Annotated in this window: 29 protein-coding genes; 20 read left to right on the plus strand and 9 right to left on the minus strand. The window is 63.7% G+C overall.

Features of this window, described 5'->3' with window-relative positions:
- Positions 1-1320 (plus strand): ammonium transporter, encoded by a 1320-nt coding sequence (locus tag Ga0102493_RS01170; protein ID WP_034905677.1) that lies wholly within the window; start codon positions 1-3, stop codon positions 1318-1320.
- 147 nt (positions 1321-1467) lie between these two features.
- Here the strand turns inward: Ga0102493_RS01170 and Ga0102493_RS01175 are convergent, their stop codons facing one another.
- From Ga0102493_RS01175 to Ga0102493_RS01185, 3 genes are read right to left on the minus strand one after another with little or no spacing between them, the layout of a single operon-like run.
- The gene (locus Ga0102493_RS01175; RefSeq protein ID WP_034905676.1) at positions 1468-3057 is read right to left on the minus strand and encodes a GMC family oxidoreductase; all 1590 of its coding nucleotides are present in this window, start codon (positions 3055-3057) and stop codon (positions 1468-1470) included.
- 22 nt (positions 3058-3079) lie between these two features.
- Entirely contained in the window at positions 3080-4039 is a 960-nt protein-coding gene (locus Ga0102493_RS01180) for a sterol desaturase family protein (RefSeq protein ID WP_034905675.1), read from the minus strand.
- A gap of 1 nt (position 4040) precedes the next feature.
- A complete protein-coding gene (locus tag Ga0102493_RS01185; RefSeq protein ID WP_236922268.1) occupies positions 4041-4466 on the minus strand; it encodes a hypothetical protein in 426 nt (141 codons plus the stop codon).
- Positions 4467-4519: 53 nt separating this feature from the next.
- Between Ga0102493_RS01185 and Ga0102493_RS01190 the strand changes: the two genes are divergently transcribed.
- Positions 4520-5974 carry an amidohydrolase gene (locus Ga0102493_RS01190; protein ID WP_034905674.1) on the plus strand — a complete coding sequence of 485 codons (1455 nt, stop codon included), beginning with the start codon at positions 4520-4522 and terminating at the stop codon, positions 5972-5974.
- Between the two features lie 7 nt (positions 5975-5981).
- Here Ga0102493_RS01190 and Ga0102493_RS01195 read toward each other — a convergent pair whose 3' ends face one another.
- On the minus strand, positions 5982-6416 hold the full coding sequence (locus tag Ga0102493_RS01195) for a protein tyrosine phosphatase family protein (RefSeq protein ID WP_034905673.1): 435 nt from the start codon (positions 6414-6416) through the stop codon (positions 5982-5984).
- A gap of 295 nt (positions 6417-6711) precedes the next feature.
- Between Ga0102493_RS01195 and Ga0102493_RS16500 the strand changes: the two genes are divergently transcribed.
- The 7 genes from Ga0102493_RS16500 (at position 6712) to Ga0102493_RS01230 (ending at position 13705) form a co-directional block, all read left to right on the plus strand.
- Positions 6712-7473, plus strand: a complete 762-nt coding sequence (locus Ga0102493_RS16500; protein WP_034905672.1) for a cold-shock protein — start codon at positions 6712-6714, stop codon at positions 7471-7473.
- Between the two features lie 153 nt (positions 7474-7626).
- Positions 7627-8826, plus strand: coding sequence for an aspartate aminotransferase family protein (locus Ga0102493_RS01205; RefSeq protein ID WP_034905671.1), 1200 nt, complete (start codon positions 7627-7629; stop codon positions 8824-8826).
- On the plus strand, positions 8826-9779 hold the full coding sequence (argF, locus tag Ga0102493_RS01210; protein ID WP_034905670.1) for an ornithine carbamoyltransferase: 954 nt from the start codon (positions 8826-8828) through the stop codon (positions 9777-9779). Before Ga0102493_RS01205 ends, argF begins: the two co-directional genes overlap by 1 nt.
- Before the next feature lie 97 nt (positions 9780-9876).
- Positions 9877-10764 (plus strand): Hsp33 family molecular chaperone HslO, encoded by an 888-nt coding sequence (hslO, locus tag Ga0102493_RS01215; protein WP_236922269.1) that lies wholly within the window; start codon positions 9877-9879, stop codon positions 10762-10764.
- An 85-nt stretch (positions 10765-10849) separates the two neighbouring features.
- Entirely contained in the window at positions 10850-11263 is a 414-nt protein-coding gene (locus Ga0102493_RS01220; RefSeq protein WP_051698325.1) for a hypothetical protein, read from the plus strand.
- Between the two features lie 52 nt (positions 11264-11315).
- Positions 11316-12014, plus strand: a complete 699-nt coding sequence (gene queC, locus Ga0102493_RS01225) for a 7-cyano-7-deazaguanine synthase QueC (protein ID WP_034905668.1) — start codon at positions 11316-11318, stop codon at positions 12012-12014.
- Positions 12015-12082: 68 nt separating this feature from the next.
- On the plus strand, positions 12083-13705 hold the full coding sequence (locus Ga0102493_RS01230; protein ID WP_034905735.1) for an MFS transporter: 1623 nt from the start codon (positions 12083-12085) through the stop codon (positions 13703-13705).
- 232 nt (positions 13706-13937) lie between these two features.
- Here the strand turns inward: Ga0102493_RS01230 and Ga0102493_RS01235 are convergent, their stop codons facing one another.
- On the minus strand, positions 13938-15086 hold the full coding sequence (locus tag Ga0102493_RS01235) for an OmpA family protein (protein ID WP_069297415.1): 1149 nt from the start codon (positions 15084-15086) through the stop codon (positions 13938-13940).
- An 856-nt stretch (positions 15087-15942) separates the two neighbouring features.
- On the opposite strand from Ga0102493_RS01235, the gene Ga0102493_RS01240 reads away from it, so the two are divergent.
- Positions 15943-16566, plus strand: coding sequence for a YqaA family protein (locus Ga0102493_RS01240; RefSeq protein WP_034905666.1), 624 nt, complete (start codon positions 15943-15945; stop codon positions 16564-16566).
- Between the two features lie 9 nt (positions 16567-16575).
- Here Ga0102493_RS01240 and spt read toward each other — a convergent pair whose 3' ends face one another.
- Both spt and Ga0102493_RS01250 read right to left on the minus strand, forming a co-directional pair.
- Complete coding sequence (gene spt / locus Ga0102493_RS01245; RefSeq protein ID WP_418251649.1) at positions 16576-17820, minus strand: serine palmitoyltransferase; 1245 nt, start codon at positions 17818-17820, stop codon at positions 16576-16578.
- 14 nt (positions 17821-17834) lie between these two features.
- Positions 17835-18077, minus strand: coding sequence for an acyl carrier protein (locus tag Ga0102493_RS01250; RefSeq protein WP_034905665.1), 243 nt, complete (start codon positions 18075-18077; stop codon positions 17835-17837).
- Positions 18078-18146: 69 nt separating this feature from the next.
- On the opposite strand from Ga0102493_RS01250, the gene Ga0102493_RS01255 reads away from it, so the two are divergent.
- Positions 18147-18836 (plus strand): Pycsar system effector family protein, encoded by a 690-nt coding sequence (locus Ga0102493_RS01255; protein ID WP_051698303.1) that lies wholly within the window; start codon positions 18147-18149, stop codon positions 18834-18836.
- Here Ga0102493_RS01255 and Ga0102493_RS01260 read toward each other — a convergent pair.
- Positions 18833-19201 carry a response regulator gene (locus Ga0102493_RS01260; protein WP_034905731.1) on the minus strand — a complete coding sequence of 123 codons (369 nt, stop codon included), beginning with the start codon at positions 19199-19201 and terminating at the stop codon, positions 18833-18835. The two genes, Ga0102493_RS01255 and Ga0102493_RS01260, sit on opposite strands and share 4 nt — an antisense overlap.
- Positions 19202-19335: 134 nt before the next feature.
- Between Ga0102493_RS01260 and Ga0102493_RS01265 the strand changes: the two genes are divergently transcribed.
- From Ga0102493_RS01265 to Ga0102493_RS01285, 5 genes are read left to right on the plus strand one after another with little or no spacing between them, the layout of a single operon-like run.
- A complete protein-coding gene (locus Ga0102493_RS01265) occupies positions 19336-19545 on the plus strand; it encodes a DUF3572 family protein (protein WP_034905664.1) in 210 nt (69 codons plus the stop codon).
- Positions 19542-20171 (plus strand): HAD family hydrolase, encoded by a 630-nt coding sequence (locus Ga0102493_RS01270; RefSeq protein WP_034905663.1) that lies wholly within the window; start codon positions 19542-19544, stop codon positions 20169-20171. The genes Ga0102493_RS01265 and Ga0102493_RS01270 overlap by 4 nt, the downstream gene beginning before the upstream one ends.
- The gene (locus Ga0102493_RS01275; protein WP_034905662.1) at positions 20168-20623 is read left to right on the plus strand and encodes a RidA family protein; all 456 of its coding nucleotides are present in this window, start codon (positions 20168-20170) and stop codon (positions 20621-20623) included. The genes Ga0102493_RS01270 and Ga0102493_RS01275 overlap by 4 nt, the downstream gene beginning before the upstream one ends.
- A complete protein-coding gene (locus Ga0102493_RS01280; protein WP_034905660.1) occupies positions 20620-21348 on the plus strand; it encodes a glycerophosphodiester phosphodiesterase family protein in 729 nt (242 codons plus the stop codon). The genes Ga0102493_RS01275 and Ga0102493_RS01280 overlap by 4 nt, the downstream gene beginning before the upstream one ends.
- Positions 21345-22490, plus strand: a complete 1146-nt coding sequence (locus tag Ga0102493_RS01285) for a GNAT family N-acetyltransferase (protein ID WP_034905652.1) — start codon at positions 21345-21347, stop codon at positions 22488-22490. The genes Ga0102493_RS01280 and Ga0102493_RS01285 overlap by 4 nt, the downstream gene beginning before the upstream one ends.
- A 4-nt stretch (positions 22491-22494) precedes the next feature.
- Here Ga0102493_RS01285 and Ga0102493_RS01290 read toward each other — a convergent pair whose 3' ends face one another.
- Positions 22495-22824: an SEL1-like repeat protein gene (locus tag Ga0102493_RS01290; protein ID WP_034905650.1), complete on the minus strand. Its 330-nt coding sequence runs from the start codon at positions 22822-22824 to the stop codon at positions 22495-22497.
- A 308-nt stretch (positions 22825-23132) separates the two neighbouring features.
- Between Ga0102493_RS01290 and dksA the strand changes: the two genes are divergently transcribed.
- From dksA to Ga0102493_RS01310, 4 genes are all read left to right on the plus strand, one after another.
- Entirely contained in the window at positions 23133-23591 is a 459-nt protein-coding gene (dksA, locus tag Ga0102493_RS01295) for an RNA polymerase-binding protein DksA (protein WP_034905648.1), read from the plus strand.
- Positions 23592-23802: 211 nt separating this feature from the next.
- Positions 23803-24177, plus strand: coding sequence for a PilZ domain-containing protein (locus tag Ga0102493_RS01300; protein ID WP_034905646.1), 375 nt, complete (start codon positions 23803-23805; stop codon positions 24175-24177).
- 78 nt (positions 24178-24255) lie between these two features.
- Complete coding sequence (locus Ga0102493_RS01305; protein WP_034905644.1) at positions 24256-25725, plus strand: ABC transporter substrate-binding protein; 1470 nt, start codon at positions 24256-24258, stop codon at positions 25723-25725.
- Between the two features lie 44 nt (positions 25726-25769).
- Positions 25770-26159 (plus strand): DUF4112 domain-containing protein, encoded by a 390-nt coding sequence (locus Ga0102493_RS01310; protein WP_150132383.1) that lies wholly within the window; start codon positions 25770-25772, stop codon positions 26157-26159.
- The last annotated feature ends 34 nt before the right edge of the window (positions 26160-26193 follow it).

Genomic DNA, 26193 nt, shown 5'->3' on the forward strand with positions numbered 1-26193 from the left:
ATGACTCGCATTTACAAGACTTTCGCCGCCGCCGCGCTCGCTTTCGCCGCGAGCCAGCCGGCCCTGGCTGCCGTTCCGGCGGTTCCGAACCCGGGCAACAATGCATGGATGATGACCGCGACGCTGCTGGTCCTGCTGATGATCCTGCCCGGCCTCGCGCTGTTCTATGGCGGGCTCACGCGGCAGAAGAACATGCTTTCGACCATGACGCAGATCGGTGCGACGGCCTCGCTCGCGATGATCATCTGGGTGATGTGGGGCTACAGCCTCGCATTCGGCGACACCGTCTACGAAGGCACGCTCGGCCTGTTCATCAGCGGGGGGAGCTATTTCCTCGCGGGAACGGATGCCTCGAGCACGGCGGCGACCTTCACCGAAGAGGTGATCAGCAAGTACGTCTTCATCAGCTTCCAGATGACCTTCGCCGCGATCACCGCCGCGCTGATCCTCGGCGCGACGGCGGAGCGGATGAAGTTTTCCGCCGTGATGATGTTCGTGCCGATCTGGCTGACCATTGTTTATTTCCCGATCGCGCACATGGTCTGGGCCGGGGGCGGCCTCCTGTTCGAGGACGGCGCGCTCGATTTCGCGGGCGGCACGGTGGTGCATATCAACGCGGGCGTCTCGGGCCTCGTCCTCGCCTATCTTCTCGGCAAGCGTCGGGGCTGGCCGGCAGAACCGATGCCGCCGCACAGCCTGACGCTGACCATGGTCGGCACGGGGCTGCTGTGGGTGGGCTGGTTCGGCTTCAACGCTGGTTCGGCCCTCGAAGCGGACGGTTCGGCGGGTCTCGCGATGATCAACACCTTCGTCGCGACCGCGGCAGGGGCGCTCGCCTGGATGGTGATCGAGCGGGCCGCGGGCCACAAGGGTTCGGCGCTGGGCTTCTGCTCGGGCGTGATCGCCGGCCTCGTCGCGGTGACCCCGGCGGCTGGCAATAGCGGGCCGTTCGGTGCGATCCTGCTCGGCATCGTGTCCTCGGGCGTGTGCTACGTCTTCGTCGCGAGCGTGAAGGCCAGGCTGGGCTATGACGACGCGCTCGACGCTTTCGGCATCCACGGTGTCGGCGGGATCGTCGGGGCGATCGGCACCGCCATCGTCTACCAGCCCTTCCTCGGCGGCCCCGGCGACGGCTCGACCCCGCTCGGCGCGCAGCTCTGGGTGCAGGTCTTCAGCGTCCTAGTCACCATCGCCTGGGCCGGGATCGGCACTGTCATTGCGGGCTTCGCGGTCAAGGCGACCATCGGCCTGAGGGTTTCCGAAGAACACGAGGTCGACGGCCTCGACATCACCGAACACGGCGAGCGCGCCTACAACTAGGCACGGCGCTCCACCAGCTTGGCGGGGGAGGTCTCTCTCCTCTCTCCCTCCCCCGCCTACCCTCGTTCCTCCTGCGAACGAACGACTGAAAAGGGCCGGAAGCGGATCACCGCTTCCGGCCCTCTTTTCATCCCGCGAAGGAAGGTGTCAGGCGGCTTCGGCGGCCTTGATGAAATCGGCGCAGCGCTCGCCGATCACGATCGAGGGCGCATTGGTGTTGCCGCTGACGATCTTCGGCATGATGCTGGCATCGGCGATCCACAGCCCGTCGAGCCCGTTGAGCTTGAGCGTCGGGTCGACCACCGCATCGGCGTCCGAACCCATCCGGCAGGTGCCGACCGGATGATAGACCGTGTCCGCGCGGTCGCGGATCAGCGCGTCAAGCGCCGCGTCGTCTTCCAAATCGATCGGGTGCCGATCGCGCGGCCCGTAATCGGTCAGCGGCGGAGCCTCGGCGATGCGGTGCGAGAGGCGAACACCGGCGCGCAGGACAGCCATGTCGCGCTCGTCGTCGAGGAAATTGGGATCGATGACGGGCGCCGCGGCGCTGTCCTTCGACCCCAGCCGAACCGTGCCGCGGCTTTCGGGCCGCAGCACGCAGGCATGGAGCGAAAAGCCGTGCTCCTTCACCTTTTCGCGCCCGTGATCCTCGAGCACGGCGGGGACGAAATGCCATTGCACATCCGGCGCGGGGCTGTCCGGCATCACGGTCCAGAATCCGCCCGCCTCGGCATAGCAGGTCGTCATCGCCCCGGTGCGCTTGCGGCGATGCTCCACCATTGCGCCGAGCATCTTGAGTGTTCCCTTGAGGCTGCCGCCGAGCGGCACGTCGCTTTGTGTCTCCCAGCCGGAGACATAGTCGATATGATCCTGCAGGTTGGCGCCGACTGCGGATCGGTCAAGCACGACTTCGATTCCATGCTGTTTCAGGTGCTCGGCCGGGCCGATCCCCGACAGCATCAGGATCTGCGGCGAATTGAACGCCCCGGCCGACAGGATCACCCCGCGCCGCGCATAGAGCATTTCGGACCGCCCGCCTCGCCGCACGCGCACCCCGGTGACGCGCCCGCCCTCGATCTCGAGCTTGTCGACCAGGGTGTTGGTACGCACCGCAAAATTGCCCTGGTGGCGGATCGGCTCGACATAGCCACGCGCCGCCGACCAGCGTTCGCCCTTGCGCTGGGTGGTCTGGTAGAGGCCGAAGCCTTCCTGCCGTTCGCCGTTGAAATCGTCGTTCGTGCGCAATTGCAATGCGGCGGCGCTTTCGACGAAGGCCTCGGAAGTGGGGTTGGGCGAGACCTGATCGGACACGAACAGCGGCCCCCCCGCACCGTGATAGGCATCCTCGCCGCGCTCGTTCGATTCGGATCGCCGGAAATAGGGCAGGACATCGTCATAGGCCCAGCCGGTGCAGCCCATCCCGGCCCAATTGTCGTAATCCCACCTGTTGCCACGGATATAGACCATCGCGTTGATCGCCGAGGAGCCGCCGAGCCCCTTGCCGCGAGGCTGGTAGCCGATCCGGCCGTTCAATCCCTTCTGCGGGACGGTTTCGTAGCGATAATTCGACGCCTGCGGGATGAAGGGCATGAAGCCCGGCGTCTTGACGAAGATGTTGTCGTTGCGCCCGCCCGCCTCGAGCAGGCACACGCGGCGCGTTCCGTCGACGGCAAGGCGTCCGGCAACCGCGCTGCCGCCGCTCCCACCGCCGATGACGATGTAATCGAAAGTCTCCATGTTCTCTCCTCTGGGGAGAAAGCTAGGCGGCTTCGCCGTGCTCCGCAATCGGGTTTCGGTTCGCTACTGGTTCGGCGGTGCGGCTGTCCTGTCCTGTCCGCGCGCGCCAGCTCTCGCGGATCATGTCCGAAGTCTCGCGGGTGCCGTCATGGCTCCAGCCGGGTTCGCGCAGGAGATAGGAAAGCTTGTGCTTCCATGGCGCTCGGACGATGTCGCCGATCATCCCGATCCATTCGTGGAACACCGCCCACAGCAGGTTGAAGCTGCCCAGCTGCCTGATGATGCCATACCGGATCGGCTCGTCGTCGCGCTCGGGCTCGAAGGTGCCGAACAGCTTGTCCCAGACGATGAAGACGCCGGCGTAATTGCGGTCGAGATAGCGCGGATTGGTCGCGTGGTGGACCCGGTGGTGCGAGGGCGTGTTCATGACCGCTTCGAACCAGCGCGGCATCCTGCGGATCGCCTCGGTGTGAATCCAGAACTGGTAGACGAGGTTGAAGCCCGCGCAGATCGCGATCATCGCCGGGTGGAAACCAAGCAGCACCAGCGGAAGCGCGAACACGAAGCCGAAGGTGAATGCCCCGGTCCAGCTCTGCCGCAAGGCGGTCGAGAGGTTGTAGTGCTGGCTCGAATGGTGGTTCACATGGCTCGCCCACATCCAGCGGATACGGTGGCCTGCGCGGTGGACCCAGTAATACTTGAGATCGTCGAGCACGAAGCAGAGCGGCCATGCCCACCACAAGGCCCACCATTCATCGCCGAAATCAAGGATGCGATATTCGTAGGCCTCGATGAAGACGTAGAGCGCAAAACCGCCCAGCAGCGCTCCGGCCACGGTCGATCCCAGCCCGAAGGTGAGGCTCAGCAGCGTGTCCTTCGGCTCATAGGCGTCCGGCCGCTTGAACCGCGCCCAGATCATCTCGGCGAGGACCGCGATCACGAAGAGCGGCACGGCATATTGGGTGGGCGAGAATTCGGGCATGTCAGGCAGGGCCTATAGCATCGATCCGCGCCTGCCAGGAAGCCGGATCGTCGAGTGCGAGCAGGACCTTGCCAAAGCGTTTCTCCCCGCAATCGACCTCGAGCGCATCGCCGTGGCGGCGGACGCGGGCCAGCGGGGTGAGGATGCGACCGGCGAAGCGGTTGCCATGGCGCTTGATGAGCATGATCCGCCCCAGCGCGTCGCGGGCGAGAGCTGCGGCTCCGTCCCGGGCAGCCGCGGATTCGATCGCCTCGAACCCGTCGACCACCTCGCCCGCGGCGCGCCGCACGTCCCCGTCGCTCGCGAGCTTCGATGCGCCGCCGAGCTTCAGCAGCGCCGCCAGCCCGGCCAGCACGAGGATGGCGACGAGCGAACCCAGGGTCTGGAGCAGGAGCGGGTGAATATCCATGGCCGAAATCTCGGCCAAGCGCTTGGCATGGGCCGCGCTCTGCGGCAAGCAGCGCTGCGAGGAGAATTTCAATGAAGCTTGTCGCCACTTCCTTCGCCACCACCGCGCTCGTCGCACTGGTCCTGTCCCACTCTCCGCTCGCCGCCGATGCCGCGCCCGAGATGCGCGGGCCGGACCCGGTCGAACTGGTCGCAGCCGAGCAGGACCGCACAGCGCGCGTCGCCCGGGCGCTCTGGGACTATGCCGAAGTCGGCTATCTCGAGACCCGTTCGACCGGGCTGTTGCAGCAGGAACTCGCCGCCGAGGGGTTCCGCATCGAGCCGGGCATCGCCGGCATCCCCACCGCCTTCGTGGCCGAATGGGGCGAGGGCGGGCCGGTCATCGCAATCCTCGCCGAGATGGATGCGTTGCCAGGCATCAACCAGTCCGACAGCCCGGTGCGCGATCCCCTGGAAGGCAAGCATGCGGGCCATGCCTGCGGGCACAATCTGTTCGGCGCAGGTTCGCTCACGGCGGCGATCGCGGTGAAGAAATGGCTCGAGGAGACTGGCACTGCGGGCCGCATCCGGCTCTACGGCACGCCAGCGGAGGAAGGCGGATCGGGCAAGGTCTACATGACTCGTTCCGGCCTGTTCAACGACGTCGACATCGCGATCCACTGGCACGGCGATGACGAGAACAGCGCGGCCGCACGGACCAGCCTCGCCAATCGCTCGGCCAAGTTCCGCTTCAGCGGGATCTCGGCCCATGCCGCGGGCGCGCCCGAACGCGGGCGCTCGGCGCTCGACGGGGTGGAGGCGATGAACATGATGGCGAACATGCTGCATGAACACATGCCGCAGGACGCGCGCATGCATTACGTCATCACCAGCGGGGGCAATGCGCCCAATGTCGTGCCTGATTTCGCCGAGGTGTTCTACTATGTCCGCGCGCCCCAGCCGGAAGGCGTCGAGGCGATCTGGGAGCGGCTAGAGAACGCCGCACGGGGCGGCGCCATGGGCACCGGGACCGAAGTCGACTGGGAAGTCATTCACGGCAACAACCCGCTGCTGGTGAACGAGACGCTGGCGCGGGTCATGGACGCCAAGCTGCGCGAAGTCGGCGGCGTGACCTATACCGCCGAGGAAAGCGCCTGGGCCGAAAAGGTCCACGAATCGCTCGGCGAAGCGGCGCTGCCGCTCGAAAGCGCGGGCGAGGTGCAGCCTTATGGCAAGAGCCTCGGCTATGGATCGACCGATGTCGGTGATGTCTCATGGGCCACCCCGACAGTCGGCGTGCGAACCGCGACCTGGGTCCCGGGGACGAGCGCGCACAGCTGGCAGGCGGTCGCGGCAAGCGGGCACTCGATCGGCGTCAAGGGCGCGCAGGTCGCGGCCAAGGCGATGACGCTGATGGCGGTCGAATTGTTCACCGACGAGAGCCTGCGCGAAGCCGCACGCGCCGAATTTGATGCAGCGCGCGGGGGCGATTACGAATACCGTTCGCTGCTCGGCGATCGCGATCCGCCGCTCGATTATCGCAAGTAAGGCGCGATCAGCGCGCGGCGAGCATGTCGATCATAGGGCGAATCGGGCTCACGTCGTAACCGGCATCCCGGGCGGCGGCGGCGATTTCCTCGGGGCTCGCCGCGCCGCTCTTCGCCTGGGCCAGCGCCCACAGGAAGGTCGAGCGCGTGCCCGAACGGCAATAGGCGAGCACCTTGCCGTCGGCCCCTTCCAGCGCCTCGATCATCGCGGCGACATGCACTTCGGAAAAGCCCGAATGGCCGATCGGGATGGCGCGGTAATCGATGCCGGCCGCGCTCGCCGCTGCGGCGATCTCGTCGCCCTGAGGCGCGCCGGGGTCCTCCTGGTCGGGGCGGTTGTTGACGATCAGCGTGACACCCGCCTCTTTCGCGGCGGCGATGTCCTCCGGCCCGATCTGCGGGCTTGCCAGCATGGTTTCTGAAAGCGTGCGGAATGCGCTCATCGTCGGGTCCCTCCGGCATGTTGCAGCCAACGCCCGGGTCATGCCGAAACCCAGCCAGTGGTGCAAGACGCGCGATGCAGCGAGCCGCCTGGTTCAAAAATGTCATAATTTTGCGCAAGGGTGCGGGCCTCGGGTTAATTCGTTCGCAAAGATGCCCTTTGTGCGCTATGACTCGCGTAAGTCGGTGCGGATTCTCGGTCTATGTCGGGGGCGAACACCAGCGTCGGACGCGGCTCACTGTCCCCGCGGCCTGCGCTTTGGAGGGTGGGCAGTGTGACAGGATACGTACTGGACTATGGGTTACGATAGAGGACGTCGCCGCGGGCGGGACAAGCGCGACGGAATCGGCGAAGACGGTTTCGATCCCTTTGGTGGAGGCATGGACGGATTTCCTCCTCCTTCCGATTTCGGGGGTGACCGTGGCGGAGACCGTTTTGGTGGCGGCGATCGCTACGGCGGCGACCGGGGCGGCGATCGATTCGGCGGCGGCGGCGGTGGTGGTCCTCGCGGACCGCGTGGCGGCGGAGGCCCGGGCGGCGCCGGTGGTGGCGGCGGTTTTCGCGGCATGCCTGCCCAGGTCGTCGGTACCGGCAAGGGCACGGTCAAGTTCTTCAACGGCCAGAAAGGCTTCGGCTTCATCCAGCAGGAAGGCGGGGGCGAAGACGTATTCGTCCATATCAGCGCGGTCGAACGTGCCGGCCTCGAAGGCCTTGCCGAAGGGCAGGAGCTCGAATTCAACCTTGTCGATCGCGGCGGCAAGATTTCCGCGCAGGACCTGCAGGTCGTGGGCGAAGTCATCGCAGCGCCGCAGAGCGGCCCGCCCAAGCGCGAGCTGACCGGCGAAAAGGCGACCGGCACGGTCAAGTTCTTCAATTCGATGAAGGGCTTCGGCTTCCTCGTGCGTGATGACGGCCAGCCTGATGCCTTCGTTCATATCAGCGCGGTCGAGCGGTCCGGGCTTTCGACCATCAACGAGGGCGAGCGTTACGAGTTCGACCTCGAAGTCGATCGCCGCGGCAAGTATTCTGCGGTCAACCTCGTCCCCGTCCAGGGGTGAGAAACGACCTTTCGCCGGGCTGCGTTTGACCTTGTCCGGTGGCCAATTTATTGAACGAACGGCGGTCTCCGATACGGGGCCGCCGTTTGTTTTTGCCCGCCGGCGCTTTAGGAAAGGTGTCGGGCGCGGCCTTCGGAAAGCCAGGATAAGAGAATGTCGATCACGCCCCTCATGCCCGTCTATCCGCGCTGCGGCGTGCGTCCCGTGCGCGGTGAGCATTGCCATCTGGTCGACGAGGACGGGACGCGCTATCTCGATTTCGCGAGCGGGATCGCGGTCAACCTGCTCGGCCATTCGCATCCCGGCCTGATCGGCGCAATCCAGAAACAGGCCGAGACGCTGATGCACGTCTCGAACCTCTACGGCAGTCCGCAGGGGGAAAAGCTCGCGCAGACGCTGGTCGACAACACGTTTGCAGACACGGTGTTCTTTACCAATTCGGGCGCCGAAGCGGTCGAAACCTCGATCAAGTGCGCGCGGGCCTATCACCAGAACGCGGGCGATCTCGGCGATCCCAAGCGGTTTGAACTGATCACTTTCACCAATGCCTTTCACGGGCGGACGATGGCGACGATCAGCGCGTCGAACCAGACCAAGATGCATCACGGATTCTCGCCCATGCTGGAAGGGTTCAAATACGCGGAGTTCGACGATCTCGGGTCGGCCAAGGCGCTGATCGGGCCGCATACGGCGGGCTTCCTCGTTGAACCGATCCAGGGCGAGGGCGGCATCCGTCCCGCTTCGACGGAATTCATGCAGGGCCTGCGCGCGCTGGCGGACGAGCATGACCTGATGCTGGTCCTCGACGAAGTGCAATGCGGCGTCGCGCGCACCGGCAAGCTCTACGCCTACGAACACTATGGGATCACCCCGGACATCGTCGCGACTGCCAAGGGGCTGGGCGGCGGTTTTCCCATCGGCGCCTGCCTCGCCACCGAAAAGGCCGCGCGCGGGATGACCTTCGGCACGCATGGTTCGACCTATGGCGGCAATCCGCTCGCGATGGCGGCGGCTAGCGCGGTGATGGAAGCGGTTGCGAACGAGGACTTCCTCGAACAGGTCCGCGACAAGGGCGAGCGCCTGCGATCGCGGCTCGAACAGTTCATCGGGAATTATCCCGAGCTGTTCGAATGCGTCCGCGGCAAGGGCCTGATGCTGGGGCTGAAGATGAAGGTCGAGAGCCGGCCCTTCTTCGTCCATCTGCGCGATCATCACCAGCTGCTGACCGTGGCCGCAGGCGACAACACCATCCGCGTCATTCCGCCGCTGGTGATCGGCGAGGCAGAGATCGAGGAATTCCTCGACAAACTTTCCGCCGGCGCGGCGAGCTATAAAGTGCCCGAGCCGGCCTGATGCCCGGCGCTGAGGGTGTGCGGCATTTCCTCGATCTCGGGGACGCCGGGGCGAATTCGATAGCGGCGATGATCAACGGCGCGATCGACCGCAAGGCGGCGCGCAAGGGCTGGCCGAAAGGGCGCGTCGACGCCGACCGCCCCCTCGAAGGGCGCGTGTTGGCCATGGTGTTCGAGAAGAATTCGACCCGCACCCGGGTGAGTTTCGATATCGCGATGCGACAGCTTGGGGGATCGGTGCTGATACTCGATTCGGCTTCGAGCCAGCTTGGCCGGGGGGAGACGATCGCCGATACCGCGCGGGTGCTCAGCCGGATGGCTGACGCGATCATGCTGCGAACCGACGATCATGCCAAGATCGAGGACATGGCGAGGCATGCAAGCGTGCCCGTAATCAACGGCCTGACCGATCGTTCCCACCCCTGCCAGACCGTCGCCGACCTGCTTACGGTCATCGAACACGAAAAGGCGCTGCCCGGCCTGGAACTGGCATGGTTCGGGGATGGGAACAACGTGCTGCACTCGATCCTTGAGGCGGCCGGATTGATGAAATTCAATGTGCGCGTGGCGTGCCCCTCGGGCTACGAACCAGACACTGAATTCGTGGAACGAGCGCGTGCGGCGGGAGCCGAGGTCACGCGCTTCGACGACGCGCAGGCCGCGGCGAGCGGCGCGGACGTGATCGTGACCGACACATGGATTTCGATGGGACAGGCCGACGCGGCGGAAAAGCGCACCGCGATGGCGTCGTTCCAGGTCGATGCAGCGTTGATGCGATCGGCAAAGCCGGACGCCATTTTTCTGCATTGTCTCCCCGCCCATGTCGGCGAGGAAGTGACGCAGGACGTTTTCGAAAGCCCGCAATCGGTGGTGTTCGACGAGGCCGAGAACCGGATCCATGCGCAGAAGTCGGTTCTACTGTGGAGCTTCGGGCTGCTCGGCGAGGGTTCCTGATCAACACGCCGCCGGGATTAAGCGATCCGGGGGGCTTATCGCGGGCCGCGACGCCCCCCATATCGCCCCGATGAAACCTGCCAGATCGACATCCGAAATGCCGGAAACCTACTCGGACAAGCTCCTTGCCTTCACCTTGCCCGGGCGCAATGCGCGGGGCCGGGTCCTTCGCCTCGATGCAGTGGTGAATGAGGTGCTTTCAGCGCATGACTACCCGCCGCCGATTACGCATCTGCTTAGCGAAGCGCTCGTGCTTGGCGCGCTGATGGGTAGCCTGTTGAAGGACGAAGGCGGCCAGCTCACGATGCAGGCACAGACGCAGGCCGGCGTCGTGTCGCTGCTGGTCTGCGACTACCGTGGCGGATCGATGAGAGGCTACGCCGATTTCGACGAGATGGCGCTTGCCAGCCTCGGAGCCAATCCCGGCCTATCGGCTCTGTTCGGGGAGGGCTATCTCGCGATCACCTTCGATACCGGAGCGGGGCAGCGTTATCAGGGAATCGTTCCGCTGGAGGGGGACACGCTGGCAGAAGCGTGCGAAACCTATTTCAGCCAGTCGGAACAGGTTCCCACGCTCATCCGGGTGGCCAGCCGTTCGGGCGGTCAGGGCAGGGAAAGGGTGGCCGCCGGCCTGCTCGTGCAGCATCTGCCCGATGGAGAGGAAGGCCGCGAGAGGCTCCATGTCCGGATGGACCATCCCGATTGGGAGCATGTCACGGCGCTGGCTTCGACGATCAGCCACGATGAACTGCTCGATCCGGATCTGTCCATGGAAGCCATAGCCTGGCGCTTGTTCAGCGAAGATGATGAAATCCGGGTTCAGCCCGGAGCCGAACTCGCCCGTGGCTGCCGCTGCAGCGCGGAGTATTACGCTTCGGTGATTGCCCGCTTCCCGGCCGAGCAACAGCGCGAGATGCAGAATGAGGATGGCAGGATCGTGGTCGACTGCGCATTCTGTTCGCGCGAGTTCGCGATTGAAGTTTAACCGTTCGTCGCTATTTCGGAACAGCCCGCCGCTTCTTGCCAAATATGTGCAAGTGAGCGCACCTTCTTTGGGCGAAAGCGAGACGATGAAATTGCGCTATTCACCAAGACCAGTCCTTCGAACCTTCGCGATCGGCGCGGTTGTGCTCGGTCTTGCTATTCCCGCTGCGGCGCAGGGCGATGGCCTTGCAATGCTCGGCAGCCTGGCCAGGGGGGAATGGACCATCAAGCCGCGCGATGGCTCGGGTGAACGAAAGATCTGCGTGCGAAGCGGAGAAGAGCTTATCCAGCTGCGCCACGACGACCGCAATTGCAGCCGCTTCGTGGTTGAGGACGAGCCTTCCAAAGTGACGGTCCAGTACACCTGCCCGGGCAATGGCTACGGTCGGACCAATATCAGGCGCGAGACCAGCAGTCTCGTCCAGATCGAAAGCCAGGGCATCGCCTCAGGCCTTCCGTTTGAATTCGTCGCCGAAGCTCGCCGGACGGGGTCCTGCTGAAAACCCCGGCGAGCGGCTTTCGCCCGCGTGCAGCGATGGCTACACCCGCGCGATGACAATTCAGCAAGGTGAAGACACGGCTCGCAGGGCAGTCGTATTGCTGTCGGGTGGCTTGGATTCCATGGTCACTGCCGCAATCGCCCGCGAGCGCGGCTTTGCGATCCACGCGCTGACGGTCGATTACGGGCAGCGCCATCGGCGCGAACTGGAATCGGCTCGGCTAATCGCCCGCCGGCTTCAATTGACAGACCAGGTCGAGATCCAGCTGGACCTGCGCAAGTTCGGGGGGTCAGCGCTGACCGACTCCATCGACGTTCCGAAAGACGGGGTGGGCTCGGACATTCCTGTGACTTACGTGCCTGCGCGCAACCTCGTCTTCCTTGCACTGACGACAGCGTTTGCCGAGGCGCGCAGATCGAGCGATATCTTCATCGGCGTGAACGCGCTTGATTACTCCGGTTATCCGGATTGCCGGCCCGAATTTATTTCCGCGTTTACACAGGCGGCCCGACTCGGGACGAAAGCGGGTGTGGAAGGCCAGGGTTTCACAGTGCACGCCCCGCTCCAGCACATGACGAAGGCGGATATAGCCCGTGAGTGCGTGAGGCTTGGTCTCGATCCGGCATGGAGCTGGTCGTGCTACGATCCGACTGAAGAGGGCCTTGCCTGCGGCGCATGCGACTCGTGCCGTTTGCGGAAAAAGGGATTTGCCGAGGCTGGACTAGTCGATAGCACGCGCTATGCGACATGATCCGGCGCGGGCAACCGATTGCCGGCTAAAACGATAAAGGTCGAGGGGATCGTCATTTGAGCGAAGAGATGAATGGCCAGCAGGAAGCGGCCAGCGAGCGCGTGCCGGCCTATAGCTGGTATGCGCTGGGCGTGCTCGTTCTCGTCTACGTGCTGAACTTTATCGATCGCCAGATCCTCTCGATCCTCGCGAACGACATCAAACGCGATCTCGGTGTCGATGACGCATATCTTGGCTTTCTCTACGGCACGGCCTTCGCGATTTTCTATGCCCTTTTCGGCATCCCGCTCGGACGCCTGGCCGACAGCTGGAAGCGTGTTCGCCTCATGACATTGGGGCTTACCCTCTGGTCGGGGATGACCGCGCTGTCGGGCTTCGCGCGCGATGCATCGACCCTCTCTGTCGCGAGGATCGGTGTCGGCGTCGGGGAGGCCACCGCCAGCCCTTCGGCCTATTCTCTCATCTCGGACTGGTTTCCCGCCCGCCTGCGTGCCACGGCGCTCGCGATCTACAGTTCAGGACTTTATATCGGCGGCGGCGTTTCGCTCGCAATCGGTGGGTTCATCGTCGATGGCTGGAACCGCAAGTTCCCTTCAGGCGATCCGCTCCTTGGCCTCGCCGGCTGGCAAGCGGCCTTCGTGGCGGTCGGATTGCCCGGTCTGCTCCTTGCAGTATGGGTTGCGACACTTAGGGAACCGATCCGGGGTGCGATCGATGGCCTGACCGCTTCGGAGGATCCCCATCCGTTCCGCGGGTTCGTGCGCGAGCTGTATACGATCATTCCCGGCTTCACCTTCTTCGGGGCCGCCGCCCGGGGATGGAAAAGCCTTCTCCTTAATGTCGTCGTATTTGTCGGCGCTCTTGCCGCGGCGCATATGCTGACGGTCGCGCTCGGCTCAGGCCAAGGCGCCATCGTCGCAGCGCTCGGGTCAGCGCTGGGAGTAGACCTGCCGATCGTCACCGACCAATGGTTGCTGCTTGCCCTAGGCTATTATGCAGTTTTCTGTTGGGCCAGCGCACTTCGTATTCGAGACTATCCGACCTTCGCACTGACTTGGGGATCGCCGGCTTTCCTTTGTACGATCCTTGGCTACGGAACGGTCGCATTCATGGCCTACTCGGCGTCCTATTGGGGTGCGCCGTACGCTGAGCGGACCTTTCTCGATGTCTCCAAGGCCGAACTCGGTTTTCTGCTGGGCGGAGGCGGGGCAGTGGGCGGTTTTCTAGGCGTCATCCTTGGAGGTCGCTTGGCCGACGCACTACTTGAGCGGTTTGCCTCGGGACGGGTATGGGTCATCATCTTCGGTCTGCTGAGCCCTGTTCCGTTCGCCGTTTTCCAGTACACGACAGACAGCTGGACCCTTTTCGTGGTGCTCAATATCGTGGTGAGTGCGCTGGCCGCTTCGGCTCTTGGAGCTGCCGCAGCGACCAGTCAGTCGCTTGTCCTGCCAAGGATGCGTGGGACAGCGACGGCGACGTTCTTTCTCGCGACCACACTGGTCGGGCTGGCGCTGGGTCCGTATCTTGCGGGCTATGTGTCGGCGAGAAACGATGGAAATCTGTCGACCGGCGTACTCGCTACACTCTGGATAACCCCGATCGGTCTCGCCCTGCTGATTACGGCTTCCCGACTGGTCCCGGCCGCTGCCGCAAGTATCGCGGAGCGGGCCCGTTCTGCGGGAGAGCCATGAACGCTCCATCCGAGCGCCACGGAAACCGGCGCCTCTTGCCAACCAAGAGAGAAGCGCCCGTTCGATCCTAGCAGGGTACTCGCGCTCTGCGCGCAAGGCTCAAGTACTAGTTGCCCTACTAATCGCCCGAAATCGCGGTGACTGCACATCGCTAGCGGCACCAGTCGGCTCTCCAAAAAAGAAAAGGGCCGGATCTCTCCGGCCCTCCTCTCAATGTCGAAGGTGAACGACCTTACATGCCCGAACCCGGGCCGTAGGTGATCTCGACGCGGCGGTTCTGGGCTTCGCGCACACCATCCGCAGTCGGTACGCGAGGCTGCGATTCGCCGAACGCTTCGCTGGTGATCCGTCCGTCCGGGATGCCCCGGCCTTCGAGATATTCGCGAACCGAGTCATTCCGGCGAGCTGCCAGCGCCATGTTGTAGGTAACGCTGCCCGCACGGTCGGTGTGGCCCGCCAGCATGACATTCGCCGTACCGCAATTGGCATAAGCCGTCACTGCGCTGTCGAGGATCGTAGCCGCTTCGGCAGTGATCATCGACTCATCGAAGTCGAAGAAGACGATGTAGGGCCCAGTGTTGCACGGCGGCGGCGGCGGCGGCGGGGGAGGCGGCGGCGGCGGCGGCGGGGGCGGCGGCGGCGGCGGCGGGGGCGGCGGCGGCGGGGGCGGAGCCGGTTCATCACCACCGAAGTTGTAGACGATCGAGCCAAGAATGGAATGCGTGCTCAGATCGGTTTCCAACGGCAAGCCGCGAGTATCAATTATGTTCACGTCTTCGGCATTGAAGTAGCGATACTTCAATCCGAGGTCCCAACTATCGTTGAGCGGCACCCGGACACCTGCCAGCAGCTGCCAAGCGAGACCAGTGTCTGAATCATCGAATGCACCGGGACCATTAAGGTCATAGTTGGCATCGAGGTCCACCCGAGCGATGCCGATGCCGCCGCCGGCAAACGCCTGAACGCCATCATCGTCACCGAAATCGAAAAGACCATTCAGCATGAAACTAAGAGCGTCAAAACCGCCGAGTGCTGGGGCGGTTTGGCTCGTGAGCTCTCCGTTACGACCACCTGGTTGATCGAAGGGATCAATCTGGAGGCCCACGGTACCGGCCGACAACTCATTGAGGTACGCAGATCTGTAGCTCGCCTCGGTTTCCAAACGGAAAGCTCCGAAGTCATAGCCAACAGCTGCACCAAAGTCATACCCAGTTTCATAGTCACCCTGGGCATCGCCTTGAGTGCCGTCCACATCGAAGGTGATGTCCTCGACGATCATCGCACCACCGTCACCCTGAATATACCACTGGCCCTCTCGAGCCATGGCGGGTGCGGAGAGCGCTGTCGAAGCCATCGCCATGCCAATGACGATTTTACGCATTCTAACATTCCCCTTTTTTATTTCATTGAGGCACCGCGTATCTCTATCTTTTCCGCATGGGGGAGGCAAGCAGTCAATCGCCGCGAACTGTTGCAAGAAAGCCTCTATAATGGGGCAATTTACGCCTGATCCAGTTACATGACCTGGTGGGTCTCCCTCAGTTCGGCGCGAGATTCTCGCGCTTAGTTTTGTCGGAAGAGCCCGACTCACCTGAGAGACTCAAGAGGTTCGATTAACGCTGTCCGGGCCCCTTGGTCTATGATGGCTTCGCGGGTCCGAAGGTCGCAGATGTCGAGTAACGGATCGCGCTGGCGAAATGGTATTTCCTCGCCTCATGCGCGAGAAGGTCCCCTTCGCCAAGGCGGTGCATCAGTTTCAATTCGAGATCATTCGCAGCTCTTCACCAATGCACCGAGCCAAGCGCGGACGAATTCGGGTTCGGTGCTTCGGGCGCGGTAGGCGCGGGCAGTCGAGATCCCGGCCCGTTCGGCGGAGCGCTTCACGCAGCAACTTTGCTCGAGATCGGCGATGAATCACCCCCGCCAGCGGGGATCCGCGAGACTGTAAGCCTCGCAACCAGCACTTGCGGGCTGTCCGCGATATGTTCATCGGGATGCCTTCTTCATACCGGAGCGGAGCTCGATTTTAACGGGTCGGGCGGAGCAACGCGCATCCGCCGGCTCGCACTATTGCGATGCTGTCAGTTTTAACCCGAAAGATCCGAGACGGGAATATAGAATAACCCATATGGCACAAACTTGCGCCTTGCGCGGGCTGCGAGGCTCGCCTAATCCCGCGCTGCTCTCGAAGGAAAGGCCGTCTCTTGGCGTGGCTGCGCAGCCTCTATAACTGGACCATGGACAAGGCCGCGCACCCGCAGGCGCAGGGTTGGCTGGCTTTCTTCTGCTTCATCGAGGCGAGCTTCTTCCCGATTCCTCCGCACCCGCTGCTGGGCCTGATGTGCCTTGCAGAGCCTCGCAACGCACTTCGTTTCGGCATCATTGCGACCCTTTCCTCGGTCGCGGGCGGCGTGCTCGGATATGCCATCGGCTGGGGGCTTTACGGCAGCATCGGTGAATGGCTGATCGCAACGCTCGGCTATGCGGAGACATTCCCCGTGGCTCAATGCCGGTTCGCTGAACTGGGCCCCTGGGCGGTCTTCATCGGAGGTGCGACGCCGGTGCCTTTCAAACTGATGACGCTCACCGCGGGCTTTATGGAGATGGCGCTTTTGCCCTTCATCCTCGCAAGCCTTGCCGGTCGCGGACTCGTGTTCGTCGTGGTGGGCGCCTTGTTCAGAGTGTTCGGTACACCGATCAAGGCTTTCATCGAGCGCTATCTCGGGCTCGTGACCACGGTCTTCGCTCTTCTGGTCGTGGCCGGCTTCCTGGCGATCACCCAGCTGCGGGGGGCTGACGACGGCAAGGACGGCGCGAAAGCATGCGCGGCGGCAGTGCCACTCGATGACCGGACAGGCTGAGCCGGCCGCTCAGTCGATTATTCCGACTGCCTTTCCGGCCCGCTCGAAGATGGCGAGGATCGTTTCGACCTCCTCGGTCGAATGCTCTGCGCAGAGCGAGCAGCGTAGCAGGGTCATGCCGGCGGGCGTGGCCGGCGGGCGGGCGAGATTGACGTAGAGCCCTTCCTTTAGCAGCGCTTCCCACATCATCGCACCGCGCTCGAGATCGGGCATGATGACTGCTACGATGGCGCTTTGCGGTTCGTCAGTCCCAAGCTTGAAGCCCAGACCGGTTAAACCAGCATGAAGGCGCTTCGAGTTTTCCCACAGATGCGCCCGCTTGTTTGCCCCATGCATCAGCTTGCGGATCGAGGTGGCCGCAGTTGCGACAACGCTCGGCGGCAGGCTCGCGGTGAAGACATAGGGGCGGCAGACCAGACGCAGGATCTCGAATTTCGGATGATTTGAAACGCAGAAGCCGCCGACCGTCCCGACGCTTTTGGAGAACGTGCCGATGATGAAATCGACATCGTCGATAACGCCCTGTTCCTCGGCAACACCGCGCCCATTCTTGCCGATGAAGCCCATCGAATGCGCTTCGTCGACCAGGACCATCGCGCCGTATTTCTTGGCGACCGCGACCATCTCCTTCAGCGGCGCGACGTCGCCCAGCATCGAATAGACGCCTTCGAGGATTACGAGCTTGCCCGCGTCCTCGGGAATGCGCCGCAGGCGCTTTTCCATCGCCTCGATGTCGTTGTGCCTGAAAGGCACGACCTCGGCCTTGCCCATGGCGCAGCCGTCATAGATCGAGGCATGGCTGTCGATGTCGAGGACGATGTAATCGCCCTTGCCGGCGATCGTCGAGATGATGCCGAGATTGGCCTGGTATCCGGTCGAGAACACCATTGCGTGGTCCATGCCGTAGAATTCCCGGAGCGCTTCCTCGCACTCGCGATGCCCCTGATAGGTTCCGTTGAGCACGCGGCTCCCGGTCGTGCCGGAGCCGAATTGCTCGAGCGCTTCCTTGCCGGCCTCGATCACGTCGGGATCGAAGGTCATTCCCATGTAATTGTAGGTGCCCAGCAGGATCGTGTCGCGCCCGTTGCAGATCGCGCGGGTCGGGCTCAGCACCTTTTCCATGACTAGATTGAATGGATCCTCGACCCCGCGGGCGAGCAATGTCTCGCGGGTTTCGATGATCGGGTCGAACTTGGCGAAGAGGTCGCCCGAACTGCGGGCACCCTCGCCCGAGGGGGGGGTCATGTCGTTCATGGATTGGCCTTCTATCAGCTATCCTGCAGCTTGTGCACCGCGCTGACCAGCTGGCCGTAGGTCTCGATCTCGGCCTGCTGGTTCATACTGATGATGATGTCGAATTCGTCTTCGATCGCGGCGACGAAATCCATCACCGTCAGGCTGTCGAATTCGAGGTCGCCGGCGAAGGTCGTCGCAGGCGTTATGTCGATACCCTTCTTGTTGAATGGCTCGATCAGGACGCGGATGCGCTCGTCGACTTCGGCTTCGGTCATGGTGGGAAACGGCTCTTTCTGGCTGGAGGAGGCGCTTATTGCGGGCCATTGCCTGCAAAGCGGCTTGCAGTGCTTCTTGTCAAGTACGGAACCGGCTGGCAGAGCGATGCAGGGTGCAGTTCGGGGGCGATGCACGTGAACCAGGCGAACAGCTCGGAAAAGACCGGTGGCGACGAGGAAAGCTGCACGGAATCACGGCAGAGCCGCTCTGATCCCGGGTCGGATCATATGCTCGTTGCGCCTGAACAGTGGCCCGCCAGCGCGATACATCTTCTGCGTACAGTCCAGATCAACACGCTGACGCTGTCGCAGATGGCCGACCAGAAGGCCAACATCATGATCGGTGCGACATTTGTCGTTTTCTCTCTTTCTGTGACGCGATTGACGGGAGAGGCGATCACCCTCGCCACGCTTTGTCTCGCCGCGACCGCTCTGCTGTCCTCGCTGTGCGCCGTGATCGCGGTGCTGCCGACCTTCGGCGCGCCTCCCCGGCAGGACGAGCAGTTTAACCTGTTGTTCTTCGGCCATTTCGCCTCGCTCGACGAGGAGCAATGGAAGGCGCGTCTGATGGAAGAACTCGGCCGCGATTCCGCCGTTTTCGAGACCATGATGCACGACATCTACCAGAACGGGCGGGTGCTGCATCGGCGCAAATATCGTTTCCTCGCTTATGGCTATCGCATATTTCTCGGCGGTCTGCTGCTGACCATGCTGGTCTTCGCATGGGAGTATTCCTCGGAGGCTTCAGCTACGGTCTAGCCAGGCAAAAGCGCCTTTACCGCGTTCATGAACGGGCTGATCGAGACGGGCTTGGCAAGGTAGCCGGACGCCCCGGCCGAGCGGATGCGGTCCTCGTCACCCTTTGCAGCGAAAGCGGTCACGGCCAGCACGGGGATTTCGCGCAAGGCGTGGTCGCGCCGCGCGGCCTCGATCAGTTCGACCCCGGAAATGCCAGGTAGCTGGATATCCATGATGATGAGATCGGGTAAGACGGCGCGGGCCATTTCGAGCACCTTTCCACCGTCCGCCACCGGCTCCACCTCGAACCCGTTCGCCTTGAGCACGTCGCAGAACAATTTCCGGTTGAGGTCGTTGTCCTCGACAACCATTATTCGTTTCATCACTGCAACGCCCCGTTTTGCCCCGCACATGAGGGTAACCCCACCAGGAGGTCGTAACAATCCCGGATCGATCCGAAGCTGCGTCCGCCCGGACCCGCGCGAGCGCACAGACGCTCGCTCTTGCGGCGCTTGGCTGGGTGCTGGAGGACGACGAGCGCGCGGATCGCTATCTTGAACTGACGGGGCTTGATCCCGATTCGCTGCGCAAGGGGCTCGGCGATCCGACAGTCCTCGCCTCCGCGCTCGATTTTCTCGCCAATTACGAACCCGACCTGCTCCGCGCGGCCGAAGCGCTTGCCGTCACGCCCGTGGAACTGATCGCCGCCCGAAAGGAACTGACTGGATGAGCCGCCCACTGATAATCAGCGATTGCGACGAAGTGCTGTTGCACATGGTCGCGCATTTCAAGCAGTGGCTGGAGGAAAGCCAGGGGGTCGACTTCAACCTCGAAGGTCACGATTTCGCCCACGCCCTGCGCTGGCAGGAAAGCGGGGAATTGCTCGAGCCGGCCGATATCTGGCGAATGCTGGGGCGATTCTTCGATCGCGAAATGGACAGGCAGACACCGATCGAAGGAGCAGTCGAGGGGATCAATGCGCTGGCCGAGCAGGCGGATGTCGTGATCCTGACCAATCTCGTCGACGAGCGGCGAGAGAAGCGGGCGGAGCAATTGGCTGCGCTTGGGATCCATGCGCGCGTCTTCACCAATCAGGGACCCAAGGGGCCGGCCCTCAAAAAGATCGTCGAGGAATTCTCTCCCAGCCGCGCAGTGTTCATCGACGATCTCGCCCAGCACCATGCTTCGGTCGCGGAAATCGCGCCTAATGTCGTTCGGCTGCATATGTGCGGCGAACCGATGATTGCAGGCTCGATCGACTGCGCGCACAAGGCGGGGCATGCGGAGGCGCGGATCGACCGCTGGTCGGATGCGTTGCCGTGGCTGATCGACCGGATCGAAGGGGATGCACGATGACGATTGAAAAACGCCTCGCTGAACTGGGCCTCGTTCTGCCGGAAGCAGCCGCCCCGGTGGCCAGCTACGTCCCGGTCGTGCATCAAGGCGGACTTGCCCATGTATCGGGACAATTGCCTTTCATCGACAAGGCTCTGGTAACCGGCAGGCTCGGCGATGATGTCACGCTAGAGGACGGGATCATGGCAGCGCGCGCCTGCGGCATGATGGTCCTCGCGCAGTTGAAGGCCGCCGGTCTGCTCGAGCAGGTCGAACGCGTGATCAAGCTCGGAGCCTTCGTCAATTCGACGCCCGATTTCACCGATCAGCCGAAAGTGGCGAATGGCGCTTCGGATCTCATGTTCGAGGTGTTCGGGGATAAGGGACGCCATGCCCGCGCCGCCGTCGGCGTGCCTGCCCTCCCGCTCGGAGCGGCGGTGGAAGTCGACGCGGTGATCGCCATTTCGGGATGACGCGCCGAACCGCTCCCGACTGGTTGACGCAATGGGAATATGCCCATCGCGGGCTTCATTCGCCGGGCGTGCCCGAAAACTCCCTCGCCGCCGCCGAAGCGGCGATCGCGGCGGGCTTGGGGGTCGAATGTGACGTCCAGCGCAGCTTGGACGATCACCCCATGGTCTTCCACGACTGGGATCTCGAGCGGCTGACCGGAGTGGTGGGCGCGACCGAAGAGCGGCTATCGGAGGAACTCGAGATGCTCGGCCTGATCGGGTCCGACCAGCGCCCAGTCCGGCTGGCGACGTTTCTCGATATCGTGGCCGGGCGAGTCCCGGTTCTCATAGAGATCAAGTCCAAGCGCAGATACGATGTCGAGTGGACGTGTGTGAGCGTCAGTCGCATGCTCGAAACCTATTCAGGCCTGCACGCCGTGATGAGTTTTGATCCGCGCGTCTCGCGCTGGTTTCGCCTTCATTCGCCGCTTACGCCCTGCGGCCTGGTGATGCGAGAGGACGATCGCGGCAACACGCAAAGGGCTTGGCAGCGGCGCCTGGCATTCTGGATCGCGAAGCCCGACTTCCTTGCCTACCACATCGCCGCGTTGCCGAGCCGCTGGGTCGCGGCACTGCGCGCCGGCGGGTTGCCGGTCCTGACATGGACAGTCGATTCGCCCGAGGCTCGCACGCGCGCAGCGCTCCACGCCGACGCGCTGATCGCCGAAGGGGAGGGCCTGGCATGAGCGACAGCGCTCTGACCGTCCGCCTCGCTCCATCGGTTGGCGATTTCGATGCAGCCGAATGGAATGCGCTCGGAGGCGAGCGCAACCCTTTTGTAAGCCACGAATTTCTCTCCGCCATGGAAGATTCGGGCAGCGTCGGTGAAGGGACAGGTTGGGATCCCGCTCCGATCGTGGTGACCGATACGCAGGGCCGCCTTCGCGCTGCCTTGCCAAGCTACGCCAAGGGTCACAGCCAGGGTGAATACGTCTTCGATCACAGCTGGGCCGATGCCTGGCACCGCGCGGGCGGCCGATATTATCCGAAGCTCCAGATCGCCGCGCCCTTCACTCCGGCAAGCGGTCCGCGCCTGCTTTTGTCGGACCCCGCCCTGGCAGGGCACCTGCTCAAGGGGGCCGAAACCGTCTGCCAGCAGAACGGTCTGTCCTCAGCCCATGCGACCTTCATCGAGGAGGAGCAGGTAGCGCTGTTCGAGAATGCGGGCTGGCTGATCCGCAATGACATCCAGTTCCACTGGCTCAACCGCAACTACGAGAGGTTCGACGACTTTCTCGCGGAACTTGCCTCGCGCAAGCGCAAGAACCTGCGCAAGGAGCGCGCCGCAGCTCAGGAGGGCCTGAGGATCGAGCGGCTATGCGGCGACGACATCAAGCCGCATCACTGGGATGCGTTCTGGATTTTCTACCAGGACACCGGCGCGCGCAAATGGGGCACGCCCTACCTGGCGCGTGCGGCTTTCGATCTGCTGGGCGAGCGGATGGGCGAGAAGATCGTCCTCATTCTCGCCTTCGACCGTGACGAGCCGGTTGCGGGCGCGCTCAATTTCATCGGCCGCGATGCGCTCTACGGGCGTTATTGGGGATGCACGCGGGACATCAGGTTCCTGCATTTCGAGCTGTGCTATTATCAGGCGATCGACATCGCCATCGAACTCGGCCTGCCCCGGGTCGAAGCCGGCGCGCAGGGCGGGCACAAGCTGGCACGCGGCTACGAACCGGTGAAAACGTGGTCGGCGCACTGGATCGCCGATCCGGGTTTCCGGGCAGCCGTCGCCGACTTTCTTAAACGCGAGCGGGAGGGCGTGGCCAGCGACCAGCTCTTCCTCGGCGACCGTACGCCATTCAGGAAGGCGGACGGAAGCTGACCCCTCAGGCGGCGCGGGCGCGTTCTTGGGCCAGCCACTGACGGGCCCGGCGCTGCGCCTCGGCGATTTCGCGGGCCGTCATCTCTTCGGATATGTCAGCTCGGCTCCAGGCGGCTTCCTCGTGTCCGCGCGCGGCGGCGAGGTTGAACCATTTGTGTGCTTCCACCATGTCCGACTGAGCGCCGCTGCTCGCGGTCGAATAGGCAACGCCCAGATCGAACAGCGCGGCGATATCGCCTTGCGAAGCCGCCGCGAGACGCTCTGCGAGGGCGAGATCGTGGTCGCCCGTTTCGGCCGGTTGGCAATCGGCCCCCTTCATCGACGTGAGTTGCATTCTTCACTCCCCGTTACTCGCGAAACCGACCCCCTTGCGGCTCGCTTGGACATGAGAAGTCACGGATCGTGGTCAATAACTGGTTAACGCAGGCGCAGTTTTCGCGAAATTCCGCCGGACAATATATTCGCAAGCGCCGACCCCGGGGTCGAGTGACTTGCCGGGAAGCGATTCGGCTTGTGCCTCAAACAGCGCTTCCCTATAGGCGCGGCGAGGCTAAGGCCGGCCGGAACGTCTGAGGCCCGCAACGCTGTCGGGGCCTCCAGACGGGTCGGCGCTGCAGGAACTCGCGGGGACAAGAGCATCACATGGGATCGCCTACGTCGGACGACATCGACATTCTCGAAAAGGCCAAGCGTATGCTTGAGCCCGACTATGTCCCGAGCGAAGACGAAGAATACATGAATGAACGGCACCGGGCCTATTTCCGGATGCTGCTCATCGAATGGAAACGGTCGATCCACAGCGCTGCCGGGCAGACCTTGCAATCGCTCCAGGACGGCCCGATCCGCGAGGCCGACCTCAACGATCGCGCCTCGAGCGAGACCGATTGGGGGATCGAATTGCGCACGCGGGATCGCCAGCGCAAGCTCATCGCCAAAATCGATTCCGCGCTGCGCCGTCTCGACGAAGGCGAATACGGCTATTGCGAAGTCACCGGCGATCCGATCGGTCTCAAGCGGCTTATCGCGCGGCCAGTGGCGACTATGACGGTCGAGGCCCAGGAGGCCCATGAACGGCGCGAAAAGGTGTCGCGCGACGACTGAGTTTCATCTCTTTGCAGGCACACGTTCCAGTCTGGGACATGGCCTGTGTGTCCGCCGGAGCGAAGCCGCTCGTTAAGATTCTGTTAACCGCGTCGGCATACCTCCGGTTTGCGAGCCGGAGTGGGCCGGCTCGTGGCCCCGGCCCTTTACTGGCGGGGCCAGTTCGAACCAGTCACGGGCCCTTGAACGGGCCGGGGGAGGCGAACCGATCATGGCCGGTGTCGATACGCGCAGCGTTGCTCGCGACAGCCTGTTCCTGCTTGCGGATCTCAAGCTGGAGGACAGCGAGAAGACGCATCGCGTGCGCGTGCGAAACTTGTCGGATGGCGGCATGATGGGCGAGGGAAGCCCGCGCGTTCAGCGCGGCAGCCGCGTCCGGATCGATCTGCGCAATATCGGCGAAATCGGCGGAAGCGTGGCTTGGGTTCAGGACGATCGTTTCGGAGTCGCCTTCGACGAGCAAATCGATTCGCAGCGCGCCCGGCGCCCTGCCAAGACCGATGGCACCGGCCCCGAAGAGGCTTACACCTCATACGCACATCGAGCGCCGCGCCTGCCCGACCCCGGTACCCTGCGCAAGGTTTGACGAAAAGCGCCCTTCGGCTTTGACCGGGGGCCAATTGGGCGCTGGAACCGAGTGGGCAGGGTGCTAACACCTCGCCCGATGCGATTCCTCCTCTGCCTCTCGCTTTCGCTTGCCACGCTCGCCTGCGGGCCGGCACGCGACACCGGCCCTATCGACGTCGCCATCATCGGTAACGGCGAGGAGCTGTTCGACGAGGGCGTTCGCCTCTCCCCGGCGGCGCAGCATCTGCGGGCCGCCACTGCCGAGGGCCTCGTCTCGCTCGATTCGACGGGGCAGGTGATTCCGGCAATCGCCGAACGCTGGATCGTCACCGACGATGGCTTAAGCTACATCTTCCGCCTGCGGGATTCGAACTGGCCCGACGGGGACCCGATCACCGCCGCCGATATTCGTCGCATCCTGCGCAATCGCCTGCGCGAGCTCGAAGGAACGTCGCTTGGTCTCGATCTTGCCAAGATCACCGATGTGAGAGCGATGACCGGGCGCGTTATCGAACTGCGCCTGTCGAGCCCCATGCCCGAATTCCTGCGCCTGCTGGCCCAGCCCGAGCTCGGTCTTGTCAGGGCGGGGAGCGGGACCGGCCCGATGATCATGTCGCGCGACGAGGACGAAGCGCTCGTCCGGTTGAGCGCGCTTCCGCCGGAGGATCGCGGGCTGCCGGCGCGCGAAAATTGGGAGGACTTCGCTCGGCCCCTTACCCTGCGTGCATTGTCGGCGGAGGCTGCAGTCGAAGCGTTCTCGGCCGGCGAGGTCGACCTCGTTCTCAATGGCAAGCTCACGACCTTCCCGCTGGCCGAACTTGGCCCGCTTTCGCGCGGGACGATCCAGGTCGACCCGGCGCTCGGCCTGTTCGGTCTGCTCGTGCTATCCGATACCGGCCTGCTGGCCGAACCGGAGCGGCGGGAAGCGCTGTCGATGGCGCTCGACCGCGCGGCGCTTATTCAGCCTTTCGGCCTTGGCGGATGGCAGCCAACCGAATGGATCGTGCCGCCTTCTTTGTTCGAGGCACCTGCGCCCTATCCGGCGAGTCGCTGGCCCGACCTCGATACGGAGCAGCGTCGCCGGATCGCTGCCGCCCGGATCGCCGAGTGGGCGGCCGAGACCGGCGAGGAACCGGTTCTTCGCATCGACCTGCCGCCTGGCCCGGGCAGCGCGCTTCTGCTGCGGGCGATCGGGCGGGCCTGGGAAGCGATCGGGATAAGGACGGTGCGTGCCGCACCAGGAGAGGAGGCCGATCTTCAACTCCGCGACCGGCTGGCGCGTTACTCGTCGCCGCGCTGGTTCCTCAACCAGTTCAATTGCGAGCTCGATCTCGGCCTTTGCGTATCCGAGGCGGACGAGCTGGTCCGGCAGGCGCTCGCGCTGCGCGATCCTGCCGAAAAGCGCCAGCGCCTGGTCGAGGCGCATCAGGCATTGGTCGATGCCGAGATATTCATCCCGCTCGGGCCACCGGTGCGATGGTCGCTCGTGCGGGGCGCGGTCGGACCCTACACGGCGAACCAATGGGGGCTGCACCCCTTGTTCCCGTTGACGCAGTCCACCACATAAGATCCATGGAAAACAACCCGTACGAGACGATGAAAGCCCGTCCGATGGCTATGTCCCTGCCGACCGGGACCGATCCCGCTTCGATCCGCCAGCGCGTCGAAGCGCTTGAATTCCTGCTTGAACGCAGCCTTCGCATTCCCGGCGTGAAAGTGCCGATCGGGCTCGACGGCCTGATCGGCCTCGTGCCCATTCTCGGCGACATCATTACGACCGCGCTCGGCGCCTATATCGTTTGGGAGGCGCGCAATCTCGGCCTGTCGAAGTGGCAGCTCACCCGGATGGGCGCCAATGTCGCGTTCGACGCGATGCTCGGCATCGTACCGCTTGTCGGCGATGCGGCGGACTTCTTCTTCCGGTCGAACACGCGCAACTTAAAGATCCTGCGCAAGCATCTCGACAAGCATCATCCCGAAACCCGCGTGATCGAGGGCTAGTTTCCTCGCCCGCGCCCTTGCGATAGGGGCAGGG

It is taken from the genome of Erythrobacter litoralis (assembly GCF_001719165.1).
GTDB lineage: Bacteria > Pseudomonadota > Alphaproteobacteria > Sphingomonadales > Sphingomonadaceae > Erythrobacter > Erythrobacter litoralis.